Origin of the sequence: Pelagibacterium sediminicola (genome assembly GCF_003390885.1) — a bacterium.
Taxonomy (GTDB): domain Bacteria; phylum Pseudomonadota; class Alphaproteobacteria; order Rhizobiales; family Devosiaceae; genus Pelagibacterium; species Pelagibacterium sediminicola.
Genome location: NZ_QMEL01000003.1, coordinates 366181 through 379491, shown reverse-complemented (window position 1 = coordinate 379491; position 13311 = coordinate 366181). Strand labels below are relative to the sequence as shown.

Genomic DNA, 13311 nt, shown 5'->3' with positions numbered 1-13311 from the left:
TTCCCGCGCTATCCTAATTGATCCGCCGCCATGGGAACATCCCTGCTGGACGAGGATTACCCCAGTCGGCAAGGCATGGTAACCGCCAGACAGGATACCCGCGGTTATGCGGACAAGGAGGACTACGATCTCGTCATTATCGACACTGCGGGACATGACAATGTGGTTATGCGTGCCGCGCTGAAGCACATCAATCTTGGGCTGGTGCCAGCCGGCCACACACGTCTCGATCTCAATGCGACCCGTGGGATTTGCAGGGTGGCGCATGAGGCTGGCGTTCCGGCGCCGGTGGTTCTCAATCGCGTGCATCGGGAAGAGAGCAAGAGAACCCGGTGGTATATCGATAAATATGCTGCCGATGGCCGCATCCTGCCTGGATGTATCCTGAGCGGGGTGCAACGCACGACGCCTACACGCATGGCTTGGGGGCGATGGAATACCAGCCGGGGCATCCGGCGGCCAAAACCATTGCCAGCCTGTATTCCTATGTGAGCCACACCTACGCCAGAGGGAACGCCCATGCCTGAGACCGGCAAGAGGAAAGCAGGGTTTCGGTTTGGTGAACGCGAACCCGCTCGCGCGGCTCCGGCAGCGCTTCGCTCGCGTGCCTCGAGACCGCCACGTGAGGCCGAGGACGTTCGGGAGGTCCGGTTGCGTCTATCGGTTGCGGTTGTCGAGCAGTTGCGTGATGTAGCGCGCGTCGAGCGCTGTTCGATGAACGCGCTCGTTGCCGATTATCTCGACCTTGGCTTTCGGCGGGAAGGCCACAAGGGTATCGATGAACTCGCTCCCGGCTTTGCCGGCTATTTGCGGGGCGACCGGAAGAACCACCGTCAGGCAGTTGATCCGGCTACCCAGCAATCTGACGTTCATGCTGAGCCAGAGGAAACGTCAATCCTGCCCCTGAAGTTCATGCGAGGCTTCCGTCTCGATTTAGCATTGCACACTTGGCTCGGTGAGCGCCGGAATGAGAGTCCAAATCGGACAAGGCTTATGTATGTAATTCAATTCTTTAAGATTGAATTGGGCCAGTTGGCATTCGACCCTAAAAGCCCCATGCAAGCGTAAGATATGAATTTCCTGATGACTGAGCGGTGTCGATCGGCGCTATCTTTGTTGGGGTGCAGACCTGTTGAGGTTGGACCATTTCCGTAGATCGGTCGGCAGCACCAGTGAGAGGTTGGCGCCATTATCGATGGCCGTGAGGTTGACACAGCCGCCAAGATCGCGGGCTCGGCGTTCCATATTGCCAATCCCCTTGCCCTTGCCCTTGCCGAAATGGGGCAGCGGAGCGCCGTCGTTCCGTACCTCCAACATTGCCCTGCCGTCATCGGTCTTTTTGCCCTCGATATCGATCCGGCGGGCGGGGCCGTGCTTGATGGCGTTGGTCACGGCTTCCTGGAGGATACGCAGCACCGAGAGGGCGATTTCTGGTGTGATCCCTATGACCTCCGGCAGTTTCTCGGTTGACCAGCCGAGTTCAACGCCCAGCCGGCGAAGCTGAGGCTCCAGTTTTTCGCGGAAAGCGGCCAAAGCTATTCGCAGATCGCCATCGCTCAGATCCAGCGAGTTGACGACCAGTCTTAGGTCGTCGAGCGCAGCGCGCGCGGCCCGCTCGATGGCTTCCCCTTCGCCGGGATTGCGTTCGGCAAGCGCAATGATGGAGACCAGATGCCCGCTCAGGCCGTCATGGAGATCCCGCATCAGGCGCTGGCGTTCATGTTCGCGCACGAGTTCGCTCGCATGGGCGCGTTCCTTCTCGTGGAGCAGCACCAGTTCCGCCTCCTGGGCTGCAAGCCGCTGCCGCAGGGTTTCATTTGCATTGTCCAGCCCGTTGAGGCTGTCCGCCAGCCGGCCCATCAGGATGACCATGATGGCGAGTAGCATCATGGTGCGGACATAAGAGACGATGAGGAAGGGGGCATCATGAAGGCCGGTTACGACCAGAATGTCATGAAGGCCGAACCAGGCCGTGAGGGCGCAGGGAACCGCCAGTATCGCCGCGTTCCAGTTCCGTCGTACGGCAAAGTCATGTGCAAGGATGCCGGCAGCCGCCAGGTAGGCCACAAGCGCAACCGTAGCGCTAAGCAATCCCACGATGGGGAAACGAACCAGGCCGCACAGCCCGATAACCAGAAGGACTGCCGGCACGATCACAACGGCCGGCAACAACAACCGCGGGCGCGGCCTTCCGATAATGGCTAGGGCCATGCCAAGCGCCATGAGACCCACGGCTGAAAAGGCCGCCGTGACCTGAAAGTGTTCCACGGCCCCCAGGGGCAAGCCCGGCGCCTGAGTAAGAACGACCAACAAGCTCGCTATCGCTATCAGGGCCAACCACCGGAATACGGGATCGTGCCGGCGCGCGGTCCAGACGGTCGCAATTCCGATGGTCAGGACAATGTGCAGCGCGAATGTCATGGCGCGCACTTGATCGATCAGGAGATTAGATAGCTTGTAGGCGGGCATGATGGTGCTGGCAGGGCCGATGCTTACCGGGGAGAGCCGCCCCGGAAGCCACCCGACCTCCCGGGATTGCCGGAGCATGATTTCGTTGTCGCCCTCTCGAATCGAGCCTTGCGGGATAAAGGCGAGGAAGGAATAGCCGCTGGTAGGATTCGACCACGCCGTATCGAGCGCCGACATCGCGCGCTGGCCATTGACCCAGGCTTCGATGTGGTGCCGGGCGGATGGAATGAAAAGGAAGAGCGGCTCGTGCGTGGGACGGGCGCTTTGGAAGGTGAGGTGGTAGGTGCCGGTAACGACGTCATAGGGCGATGCCGGCATCCAGGTGTGGGGCAGGGAGACGGTTTCCTCAGCGTCACTCCCTTCCAGGCCAAATTGCGCTTCCAATATGGTGGGGGCATTGGGAGGAGAGGAAATGCGGAAGAGATTGGGAAGAAACCCGATCGTAACGATCAGGATCGTCAGCATCACCCAGGACAGCAGCTTTAGGGCGGGGGAATTTCTTGCTGCCTGCTCGTGCATCACAATTTGATCAGGCCCAGTCTCGCCGCCTCGAAGACCGCCTCGGATCGGTTGGAGGCCTGAAGCTTGCGATAGATGTTGCGAATGTGCACGGGAACGGTCTGCCTGGAAATGGCAAGTTTATCCGCCAGTTCACCATAGGTGAACCCCTTCGCGATACCCCAAAGAATATCTGTCTCGCGCGTGGTGAGTGTAGGCCTGTCGATTTCCTCAGCCCCGGATTCAGCCTTCCGATCGGACAGGCGGCGCACGAGAACGCGGGCGATGCGCGAGGAGATTGGTGAGCGGCCTGCCATCACATCCTTGATCGCGTCAATAAGGTCGATCGAGTCCGCATCCTTGAGTAGATATCCCGACGCACCCGCCTCGATCGCATCGAGCACGGAACGTTCATCCGCAAGGACGGAGATGACCATGGCTTCGGCATTCGGATGCTTTCCGGCCAGCGCGCGGATGGCCTCGATCCCGCTGCCGTCCGGCAGTCGCAGGTCAGTTATCAGAAGATCGATTTCCCGGTTTTCGATTGCTGCAAACGTTTCCTCGAGATTTGAACAGGATGCGCAGAGCTCCGCCCCGGACCAGGCGCCAACAATGCTGGCGAGACGCTCCCGGATCGGGTCATCGTCTTCTGTGAGTATGATTTTCAGCGGACGCGTCGCCATCGAGAGTTATCCGTTATTCTAAGCGCGCCGCATTGAACGATAGCAGCACCATGTCCTCAGGCAAAAACATCGCCACTGCGTCGATGGATGCAGAGCACTATATATACTGCGCCGCCACCCACCCATACCATGTTCATGGTATTTGGTCTGTCCCCCTGGATGAGTAGGTTCTGCACGCGATCGACGTTGACTGCGCGGGGCACAATCCAATTTGGGGGGACGGATATATGGGCGGCACCATGGGGACACGCCGAACCGGGACGGCGCGAGTGTTGGGAGATGCACTCGCCGCACATGGGCGCAGACGCTCAATCAAGCGCGGCGATCTGCTGTTCAGGGCCGACGAGCGCTGTGAGTCATTCTTTCTGGTCGAGCGGGGCGTGTTTGCGGCCTCTTCCGATAAAGATGCCCCGGCGACGTATCGGGAGTTTCAGACCGGAGACCTCATAGGTGAGTTGGCGTTCTTCGGAGAGGGGTGCCATGGGGAGACGGTGGCGGCATTGCGCGATTGCGAGGTGCTGGAAATTTCCCGTTCCGCCTACGCTGCCGCATTGGGGGAGCGCCCCAGTATCGCCACTGAGCTTCTTGGTCATTTGGCCAAGCGCGCTAGTGCTGGAGATGTTGGGCGCCAACGGAAGCCTGGGGGACGGCGCCGCACCATTGCCTTTGTCAGAGGCGGGCATGAGCCGGTGCCTCCGGCATTTATCCAGCGGATGCAGGACCGGTTGAAGCGGGATGGTCTGCTCTCAGTCGATCGCGCCATGGTTTCTGATCACTTCGGCGCACTGCCTCTAGACGATCCAGCGGTGGCTGAATGGCTCGATCGGATCGAGAACGATGCCACGCCTGTTTTCTATTTTGGCGACGATACGCTTACGGGCTGGACTGAGTTTTGTATCCGGCAGGCAGATGAAGTAGTCTTGGTGACGAGTGGCGATGCACCGACGGCGGAGTTGTCGGCGGTCGAAAAGCTGGTGGAAAAATTCCACCCGCAATCCGCCTGCAGGCTCGTCCGCCTGCATCGACGCCGGTGCGGCGTGGTTGAGGGCACGGCGGCATGGCTGGAGCGTACGCCGGTCTTTCTTCACCATCATATGTCCCTGGAAGACAATGCCGACATCGACGCACTGATCCGTTTCCTCACCGGGCGGGCGCTAGGTTTCGTGGCCGGTGGAGGCGGGGGATACGGTCCCGCCCATGTGGGGATCTATCGCGCGTTTCACGAGCAGGGTGCTACATTCGACATCTTTATGGGCACGAGTGTGGGGGCCGCCATGCTCGCGGGTTTTGCGTTCCTGGGCGATCACGACACCCTGACGGCCGGCACCCAGGACATCTTCGTCAAGAGCGGCAGCTTCAAACGGCCGACCTGGCCGCGCTATGCGCTCCTCGACCACAAGGCCTTCGATGATGCCCTGGCGCGTGCCTATGGGGCGGATACGCGGGTGGAGGATTGCTGGAAACCCTTTTTTGCCATTGCAACCAATCTGTCGAGCAACCGCATGGAGATTATCCGATCCGGGCTGCTATGGCAGGCGGTACGGGCATCGAGTGCTATTCCTTGCGTGCTGCCGCCCTTCTTTGCCGAGGACGGCAGGATGCTGGTCGACGGTGGGGTGATGGATGATGCGCCGCTGGGCCCAATGCAGGAGATCAAGGCCGGTCCTAATCTGGTGGTCCATTTCGGGCGCGAGGGCGACCAGCGTTTCAATATCGCCTATGACTCGTTGCCGGGGCGGGCGAAACTTCTGATATCGCTCATCAATCCACGAGCACGTCTGCCGCGCGCGCCGCGCCTGATGAGCATGCTGTTCCGCACTATCCTGGCGCATCAGCGCTACGACTTGCCGGTCACACCGCAGGATCTGGTTCTGAGCCCACCTCGATTTTCCGGTGCCAGCGTCATGAGCTTCGACCGCCATATGGACGTATTCAATGCCGCTCATGCATGGGCGCTCAATGAGATTTCAGTACGTAAGGACAAAAATGAAGAAGTGATAGATGCCGTCCTCGGACGTGGAGCTAACGGGAAGATGCCTCTCGCTCCGGAGATACGCCAAGTGGCGTAGCCAGTCCGAATGCCAAAGCCGATTACCTGAGCGCAGTCATGCGAGACCAAAGGCTCAATACCATATCCATGGTATTGAGCCTGCACCATGTTCCTTCTTAAATCCGTGCCGCCCTCGCTCATTCATGGAGCCAGGATTCACCCTTGGAGGTCCGGGAAGTCATGCACGAGAGGCTATTTCTGCGGGTGCTGGCATGCGCGGGCATGTGGGTGTTTGCGCCTCTGGTCCTGGCGCAGGACGCGGGGTCGCTTTTGCGTGAGCAGCAGTTGAGGGAAGTGCCGCAACAGGAACAACTGCCGGAGAGGGAAGATGAACCGCAAGCGCCATCAGGTGTCGCCAAAGACGAACGCGGCGCGACAATCATTCTCCGTGGGGTGCGGTTTACCGGCCATGCGGAATTGTTGCCGGTGGAGGAGCGGACACGGCTGCTTGAGGGGGCCATCGACGAGCGCCTTGGCATCAACGGGCTTCATGCACTGGCCGATGAAGTGACGGCGACCTTGCAACGAGAGGGGATGCTTCTGGCCCGCGCGGTGCTTCCGCCGCAGGACATTACGGAGGGCATACTCACAATTGAAATTGTGGAGGGAAGGCTGGCGAACACCGCGTTCCAGCGCGCTGGGGACGTCCGGGCGAGTGAGGAGCGGCTGGCAACAATCGCAGCCTCCCATATTGCCGTGAACGCAGTCCGCAAAGAAGATCTGGAAGAAGCGCTGTTGCGGATGAACGATCATCCCGGCGTCACGGCGCGGGCAAAGCTGAAACCGGGCGAAACGGCAGGCACCAGCGATCTGGTGGTGGATGTCACACAGACACCGCGCTTCTCGGCACGCGTTTCGAGCGACAATTTCGGCGATCCGGCCACCGGCGTGGTCCAGGGCAACGTCGAAGTCACGCTGACCGACCTTTCCGGGCTCGGTGATCTTACCAATTTGTCCATTGCGGCTTCCCAAGGACAGCAATTCGTCTCCACCGCCTTCAGCATGCCAGTTGGCCCTTCGGGCCTTACGGCCGAGGCAAACTATTCTTTTCTCACCTACCGTAATATCGATGATGTCGGGGGGGCGCTCGAGCTTGAGGGATATGCTCACAGTGCCGGACTGGGACTGGACTACGCCCTCGCACGAAGCCGCGATTTCAATCTGGAGATCAGCGGCAGCGTCAACGGAAAGGTACTCGTCGATGACAGCATCTTCGGGCGCCTGGCGGACAAACGCGTGATCTCCGGCACGCTGGGGCTTTCCGGCGATGCGCGGGATAGCTTGTTCGGCGGTGGCCTTTCTTTCTTTTCGCTCGGCTGGACCTATGGCGGCCTCGATCTTTCGCGTGAAGCGTCGTCACTGACGGCGGATGAGGCGGGACTGCAAACGCAGGGCGCGTTTCACCGCGTCAATGCCTCACTGGCACGCCTGCAGGATCTTCCGGGCGATTTTTCGCTCTTCGGCCGGATTTACGGGCAGTGGGCGAACAAGAACCTCGATTCATCACAGGACTTTTCACTCGGTGGTCCCCACGGCGTCCGCGGCTGGCCCGTCGGCGAAGGGCGGGGCGACATGGGCGTGCTGGGCACGGCGGAACTACGCTATGACGCCCCGATTCCAGAAGACTATGGGGACCTGCAGCTCGCGGCTTTCCTTGACGGCGGACACGTGTGGATGAACGCCGGCTCCAATGGCGTGCCCAACGCCAATGCCTGCGGCTGTAACGCCTACGGATTGGCGTCTGCCGGAATGTCGGCCCGCTGGGCACGCGAGAACCTTAGCTTTTCGGTAAGCTACGCCCACAGTCTTGGCTCCAATCCTGGCCGCGATGTCACCGATGACGCGGGCGGCAATCAGCAATTCTGGCTCACCGGCGCCGTTCGGTTTTAGGAGGCTCCATGAACCACGCCCACAAGCATGTCTGGTCGAAGGCCCTCGGGCGTCTTGTCGTCCTTGCGGAATGCATGCGCGGTGGGGGCGGCAAGGCGAAGAGTTGTCGTGGCAAGTTCGCGCCGTTGCTGGTGGCAGGCGCAATGCTCAGCATGCCGGCTCTTGCCGGGGATCTGCCGTCCGGCGGGCAGGTGATTTCCGGATCTGCCGCGATTGCCGTCGATGGCAATGCCATGACGATCTACCAGTCCACCGATCGGATGATCGCCAACTGGCAGGACTTTTCGATTGGCGCGGATTACTCGGTCACCTTCAGCCAGCCCGGCAGTTCCTCGGTGGCCCTCAACCGGGTGACGGAGCAGGATCCGAGCCGGATTCTGGGCAGCCTCAGCGCCAATGGTCAGGTCTTTCTCGTCAATCCCAACGGCATCGCCATCGGCAGGACGGGCAGCGTGCAGACGGGCGGGTTCGTCGCCTCCACCCTGGGGGTCGGCAACGAGGATTTCCTGTCCGGCACCTATGATTTCAGCGGCAATGGCGGCGCCATCTTCAACGAGGGCAATCTCTCCGGCGGTGTGGTGGCGCTGATCGCGCCGAGCGTCATCAATGAGGGCACCATCACCGGCGATACCGCGCTGGTAGGCGGCACCGACGTTCTGCTCGATTTCGACGGCGATGGCCTGCTTTCGGTTGAAGTCAAAGCCTCGGATGTTGCGACGCTTGTCGAAAATCGCGGTCTCGTTCAGGCCGATGGCGGGCTTGCGGTCCTGACTGCCAGGGGCGCCAGCGAGGCCATGCAAGGCGTGGTCAACAATTCGGGCACGGTGGAAGCCAAAACCATCGCCAACAGGAATGGCCGCATCCTGCTGCTCGGCGATATGGCCCATGGTGAAGTGCAGGTGTCCGGCACTCTGGATGCTTCCGCCCCCGATGGCGGCGATGGCGGCTTTGTGGAAACCAGCGCGGCGCGGGTGGAAATCGCCGAGGACGCCCGCGTCACGACCCTTGCCGCAGACGGCGAAACAGGCGACTGGCTGATCGACCCCACCGACTTCACCGTTGGCGCGGGCGGCGCGGCACAGACCGAGAGCGGCATAGGCGCCGATACCCTCAGCACCAACCTGGCTAGCACCAATATCACCCTGCAGACTGCCGAAACGGGCAGCGAGCCTGGCGACATTCGTATCAACGCGGCGGTGAATTGGGACGCCCCTACCACACTTACCCTCGACGCCCATGACGATATCCATATCAACGCACCCATCACGGTAGCCAACAGCGGCGGCGGTCTTGCGCTCAACTACGGCGGCAGCGGCTATCACCTCGGCGCCCCGGTTAGCTTTACCGCCGGCTCGGGCGGCAGTTTCAGCGTCAACGGCGATGCTTTCACGCTCATTCACGATGTGAATCAGTTGCAGGCCATGGGCAACGACCTAGGAAGTTATTGGGACCCGGTCTTCTATGCCCTGGCCACGGATATCGACGCCGTGGCGACCGCCGGCTGGAACAGCGGCGCGGGTTTTCTGCCGATTGGAAATCTTGACGACCGTTTCAGCGGCATTTTCGACGGCCTCGGCCATGTCATCAGCGATCTCACCGTCAACCGCCCCGGAAGAAGTAATACCGGCCTGTTCGGCTTCACCTATTACGCGGACATCCGTCATGTGGGGCTGGAAAACGCCCAGGTGACGGGCAAGGACACCGTGGGGGCGCTGGTGGGCAGGCTCCAAAGCGGCTCTACGATCACTCAAAGCTACGCGACGGGGACGGTGACCGGTAGTGACTTTGTCGGTGGGCTGGTGGGTTACAACGGCATTGGCGGCTATATCATTCAAAGCTATGCCGACGTCGCGGCAATCGGCACGCGCTACGTCGGTGGCTTGGCAGGCTATCAGAATAGCGATGGTCTTATTCGCCAGAGCTACGCCATGGGCAGCGTGACAGGCGCAAACGATGTTGGCGGACTGGTGGGCGCGGGTTCGGGGCCTATAAATCAGAGCTTCTTTGCCACCACCGATGCCGGCGGAAGTTCCATCATCGGTGGCTACTCCAACAACCGGGGCGAAGGCAGGACGATGGCCGATTTGCAGCAATTGTCCACCTTCGCCAACTGGGGCGGCGATATTGACGTCCAGGGTGGCACCGGTAGCGCTTGGCGCATCTACGATGGCCACACCACCCCCTTGCTGCGCGCCTTTTTAACGCCGTTGGCGGTCGACCTCGGTGATGTGGCTCAATCAGTGACCTATAATGGTGCGGAGCAGTCTGCCACCGGCAGTCATACCGTCATCGAAAGTCATGACGCAGCTCTTTTGCTCGGCGATTCCGCCTATTCCGGCAGCGGCACCAATGCCGGCGACTATGCCATCGGTCTCGGTGGGCTTTATTCCACCCAGCAGGGCTATGACCTGGTCATCAACCCGGGCACCCTGACCGTCGACAAGGCATCCCTCACCGTAATCGCGAACGATGACAGCAAGACTTACGACGCTCTGGCCTATAACGGCGGCAACGGAGTCAGCTACACCGGTTTCGTCGGCGGTGAGGACGAGGCGGTTGTCACCGGCAGCCTGGCCTATGGCGGCAGTGCCCAGGGTGCTACCAACGCCGGCGGCTATGCCATCGCTCTGTCGGGCCTCGTTTCCGACAACTACGATATCGGTTATGTCGACGGCACCCTCACGATCGACAAGTCGGCAGCGACGGTGACCGCCAACAGTGGTACCGTGACCTACAATGGCGGCACGCAGAGCGTCTCCGGGTTTACCGCCACCGGCCTGGTGGGTGGCGAAGACGAAAGTGTGCTAGATGGGGTTACCACCAGCGGCGGCAACGGCACCAATACCGGAATCTATGCGCACACCGCCAGCGGCAACGACGAAAACTACGAGCTGACCTTCGTCGGTGGGAGTTTGACCATCGACAAGGCATCCCTCACCGTTACTGCGAACGATGACAGCAAGACCTACGACGCTCTGGCCTATAGCGGTGGCAACGGGGTCAGCTATACCGGATTCGTCGGCGGCGAGGACGAGGCGGTTCTCACCGGCAGCCTGGCCTATGGCGGCAATGCCCAGGGTGCTACCAACGCCGGCGGCTATGTTATCGCTCTGTCGGGTCTCGTTTCCGACAACTACGATATCGCCTATGCGGATGGCATATTGACCATCGACAGGGCGACCATCACCCATATTGCAGGCATTACGGCGGAAGACAGGGTCTATGACGGCACGACGCTCGCGACGCTCGACACCTCCGGCGCGAGCTTTGCCGGCATCGTGGCGGGCGATGTTCTGACGGTGTCCGGTGGCACCGGCGCCTTCACAGACAAGAATGCTGGAACGGGCAAGGCGATCAATATAACGGACTTGGCGGTGGGCGGCGCTGACGCGGGCAATTATGTCCTGGCCGACGATACTGCGGTAACGGCAGCCGATATCGCCAAGGCGACCATCTCCGCCGTTACCGGCATTGAGGCGTTGGACAAGATTTATGATGGCACGACCGCCGCCGCGCTGAATCTTTCCGAAGCGGGTTTCACCGGAATGGTGGCGGGTGACGTGCTGAACCTTGCTTCGGCGACTGGCAATTTTGCGGACTCCGATACGGGCGCGGGAAAAAAGGTGATGATCACCGGCCTGTCGCTCGGTGGCGTCGACGCGGACAACTACACGCTCGCAGCCACCACCGCGAGCGCCATGGCCGACATCAACGTCATGGTTGATCCACCTATGCCAATGCACGGCCGATCATTCGGCGCGGACACATGCATCGGTTGCTTGTTCTCGCTCCCCACAAGCGACGTCCTGTCCGCTGATGCCGGCATCATTGATCTGGACTGGGAAACGGAGGAAGAGGTCGAATGACGATGCGCGCACTGTTTGCCGCTGCATTTTCCCTTGCTGCATCCAGCTATGCATTTTCTGGCCCCTTGCCGGGCGGAGCGGAGTCGCTGGTCGAAACCTATCAGGACTGGGTGATCGCGTGTGAAGCGCCCGAGGGGGACACCATCTGCCTCATGCGGCAGGTACAAAGCAGCACGCAAACCGGCCAGCATGTGCTGACGGCAGAGTTTCGCGCTGGCGCGGACGGCGGTATCGAAGGTGCGTTGCTCCTCCCGTTCGGGCTGGCACTGGCGCAGGGAATCTCGCTCGCAATCGATGAGCAGCCGGGTCCGCGGTTGGCTTTCTCCACATGCCTGCCCAATGGCTGCATCGCGCCGGTGCGCTTCGAGGCTTCCACCATCGCTGACCTCGAGGCAGGGAATGTCCTCAGAGCTGCCGCCGTGGCGGCCAATTCCGCTCAGCCTGTTGCTTTCGATATCTCGTTACGCGGTTTTACGGCGGCGCTGGGCCGCATGACGGAACTGATATCATAGAGGATCTGAATGCCGAACTGGCACTACGCAATGTCATGGTCATCTGGTTACTGTCAGGACTGACAGCTTCCGTGGGTCCGTGGGTCCGTGCAGGCATATGACGCCGGCGGACATGCCCGCGCCCTTGCCACCATCGTTCAAGCCCTGTCCCAAGCAAATGAGGCCGGTCTCGCCCCTGGCGACCTCAACACAGCCCTGACGATGGCGAATTGGGGCCCGGAAGATGGGGGGCGGCTTAAAGGATAGGGACGGCTATCCCTCGCGTTGCATGTCCGCGAAAATGGCTGGGGCAAGTCGTGAGTGCCCGAAAACCACGACAGGATGCGGCGGGCTGCCGTGTCCAAACTGAGAAGCCCGGAAACAGGCGAGTTTAGACTGCAACATGACGCGACATGAAATCTAAGCTACGGATCGCAATTTCCACCGTAGTATATTGATTTTAATGATAAAATGGCTGGGGAACCTGGATTCGAACCAGGACTAACGGAGTCAGAGTCCGTGGGTCTACCGTTAACCTATTCCCCAACGCGCGCGGTGTGGGCCGCGTCGATGTGGCGCCTGTTTAGCCGCAGATGATGTCGATTTCAAGCCTGCAATTGCACTTTGCCGCTTGACCCTTCGCTTAATGCCGGACAGGAGCTCGCCAGGCGATTGCGCGGCCGGGATTGTAGCAGCCCAGTGCGACCCGATTGGAATAATTGCCCGAGACGATCCGGGTCTGGCCGTTCTCGCATTGCCCTACGACCACGCCCACATGATTGTTCATTACCATGATGGCGCCGACCGCGCCCGGCTGAGCTTCCTGGCCGTAGCTGGCAAAGTCGCGGGCACGATTAGTGCCGTGGGGTAACAGCCCCGTGCGGGCGAGTACGGTGTCCATGTAGCACGCGCACCACCGGCTGGGACATCCCTGAGGGCGCCGTTCTCCCAGTTCGGCAAGCATGGTGTTTATCACCGATTGAGCATCTCGGGTTTGCCCGCTGCCCGTAAAGGAAAAGAACGCAACCGCCGCGAGCACGGCGGAAAGAACAAGACGCATTTGTTTCAATCCCTGATGGCGGCGCGTGTGTCTGGCCAGCAAATGCCGGATGCGCCGGTACGCTGCTCGATACCTGTGGTTTGACCATCGACGGCGGGAAGGCCGTCCGCTCGGCAAAGGCAGCGGGACGGGAAATGCGCCAGGGGAGACGAAGCCCGTTCAAGCTGCCCCCTTGCTGAAAAGGGCATAAACAGCGCGTTTGTGGCGAGAAGTTGACGGTGCAAACCCCGCCGCCCGCCCGCCCCAAGGCGTAACGATTGCTTTGGCGGGTACGATCGTCTACCGTGGTACATGAAAATGAAAC

9 protein-coding genes and 1 tRNA gene are annotated in these 13311 nt (G+C 60.8%); 5 read left to right on the top strand and 5 right to left on the bottom strand.

The genetic code is table 11. From position 1 onward, the window contains the following. The first annotated feature begins 30 nt into the window (after positions 1 to 30). Positions 31 to 492, top strand: coding sequence for a P-loop NTPase family protein (locus DQG18_RS08005; protein ID WP_116653700.1), 462 nt, complete (start codon positions 31 to 33; stop codon positions 490 to 492). Positions 493 to 657: 165 nt separating this feature from the next. Here the strand turns inward: DQG18_RS08005 and DQG18_RS08000 are convergent, their stop codons facing one another. The 3 genes from DQG18_RS08000 to DQG18_RS07990 form a co-directional block, all read right to left on the bottom strand. Beyond that, the gene (locus tag DQG18_RS08000; RefSeq protein WP_116653699.1) at positions 658 to 873 is read right to left on the bottom strand and encodes a hypothetical protein; all 216 of its coding nucleotides are present in this window, start codon (positions 871 to 873) and stop codon (positions 658 to 660) included. Positions 874 to 1107: 234 nt separating this feature from the next. Next, on the bottom strand, positions 1108 to 2934 hold the full coding sequence (locus DQG18_RS07995) for a sensor histidine kinase (protein ID WP_157970059.1): 1827 nt from the start codon (positions 2932 to 2934) through the stop codon (positions 1108 to 1110). Positions 2935 to 2987: 53 nt separating this feature from the next. Continuing rightward, positions 2988 to 3650: a response regulator gene (locus DQG18_RS07990; protein ID WP_116653697.1), complete on the bottom strand. Its 663-nt coding sequence runs from the start codon at positions 3648 to 3650 to the stop codon at positions 2988 to 2990. A 227-nt stretch (positions 3651 to 3877) separates the two neighbouring features. On the opposite strand from DQG18_RS07990, the gene DQG18_RS07985 reads away from it, so the two are divergent. From DQG18_RS07985 to DQG18_RS07970, 4 genes are all read left to right on the top strand, one after another. Beyond that, complete coding sequence (locus DQG18_RS07985) at positions 3878 to 5719, top strand: patatin-like phospholipase family protein (RefSeq protein WP_116653696.1); 1842 nt, start codon at positions 3878 to 3880, stop codon at positions 5717 to 5719. 161 nt (positions 5720 to 5880) lie between these two features. Next, the gene (locus tag DQG18_RS07980; RefSeq protein ID WP_116653695.1) at positions 5881 to 7590 is read left to right on the top strand and encodes a ShlB/FhaC/HecB family hemolysin secretion/activation protein; all 1710 of its coding nucleotides are present in this window, start codon (positions 5881 to 5883) and stop codon (positions 7588 to 7590) included. An 8-nt stretch (positions 7591 to 7598) separates the two neighbouring features. Next, a complete protein-coding gene (locus tag DQG18_RS07975; protein ID WP_116653694.1) occupies positions 7599 to 11456 on the top strand; it encodes a YDG domain-containing protein in 3858 nt (1285 codons plus the stop codon). Continuing rightward, positions 11453 to 11968: an invasion associated locus B family protein gene (locus DQG18_RS07970; RefSeq protein WP_116653693.1), complete on the top strand. Its 516-nt coding sequence runs from the start codon at positions 11453 to 11455 to the stop codon at positions 11966 to 11968. The genes DQG18_RS07975 and DQG18_RS07970 overlap by 4 nt, the downstream gene beginning before the upstream one ends. 451 nt (positions 11969 to 12419) lie before the next feature. On the opposite strand, the gene DQG18_RS07965 is transcribed toward DQG18_RS07970, so the two are convergent. Both DQG18_RS07965 and DQG18_RS16035 read right to left on the bottom strand, forming a co-directional pair. Beyond that, positions 12420 to 12493, bottom strand: a tRNA-Gln gene (locus DQG18_RS07965). 97 nt (positions 12494 to 12590) lie between these two features. Beyond that, positions 12591 to 13007: a C40 family peptidase gene (locus DQG18_RS16035; RefSeq protein WP_157970058.1), complete on the bottom strand. Its 417-nt coding sequence runs from the start codon at positions 13005 to 13007 to the stop codon at positions 12591 to 12593. Positions 13008 to 13311: the final 304 nt, after the last annotated feature.

Coding starts and splice junctions, on each gene's coding strand:
- DQG18_RS16035 (WP_157970058.1), bottom strand. CDS start 13,007: ATGCGTCTTGTTCTTTCCGCCGTGCTCGCGGCGGTTGCGTTCTTTTCC.
- DQG18_RS07970 (WP_116653693.1), top strand. CDS start 11,453: ATGACGATGCGCGCACTGTTTGCCGCTGCATTTTCCCTTGCTGCATCC.
- DQG18_RS07975 (WP_116653694.1), top strand. CDS start 7,599: ATGAACCACGCCCACAAGCATGTCTGGTCGAAGGCCCTCGGGCGTCTT.
- DQG18_RS08005 (WP_116653700.1), top strand. CDS start 31: ATGGGAACATCCCTGCTGGACGAGGATTACCCCAGTCGGCAAGGCATG.
- DQG18_RS07980 (WP_116653695.1), top strand. CDS start 5,881: ATGCACGAGAGGCTATTTCTGCGGGTGCTGGCATGCGCGGGCATGTGG.
- DQG18_RS08000 (WP_116653699.1), bottom strand. CDS start 873: ATGAACGTCAGATTGCTGGGTAGCCGGATCAACTGCCTGACGGTGGTT.
- DQG18_RS07990 (WP_116653697.1), bottom strand. CDS start 3,650: ATGGCGACGCGTCCGCTGAAAATCATACTCACAGAAGACGATGACCCG.
- DQG18_RS07995 (WP_157970059.1), bottom strand. CDS start 2,934: ATGCTGACGATCCTGATCGTTACGATCGGGTTTCTTCCCAATCTCTTC.
- DQG18_RS07985 (WP_116653696.1), top strand. CDS start 3,878: ATGGGCGGCACCATGGGGACACGCCGAACCGGGACGGCGCGAGTGTTG.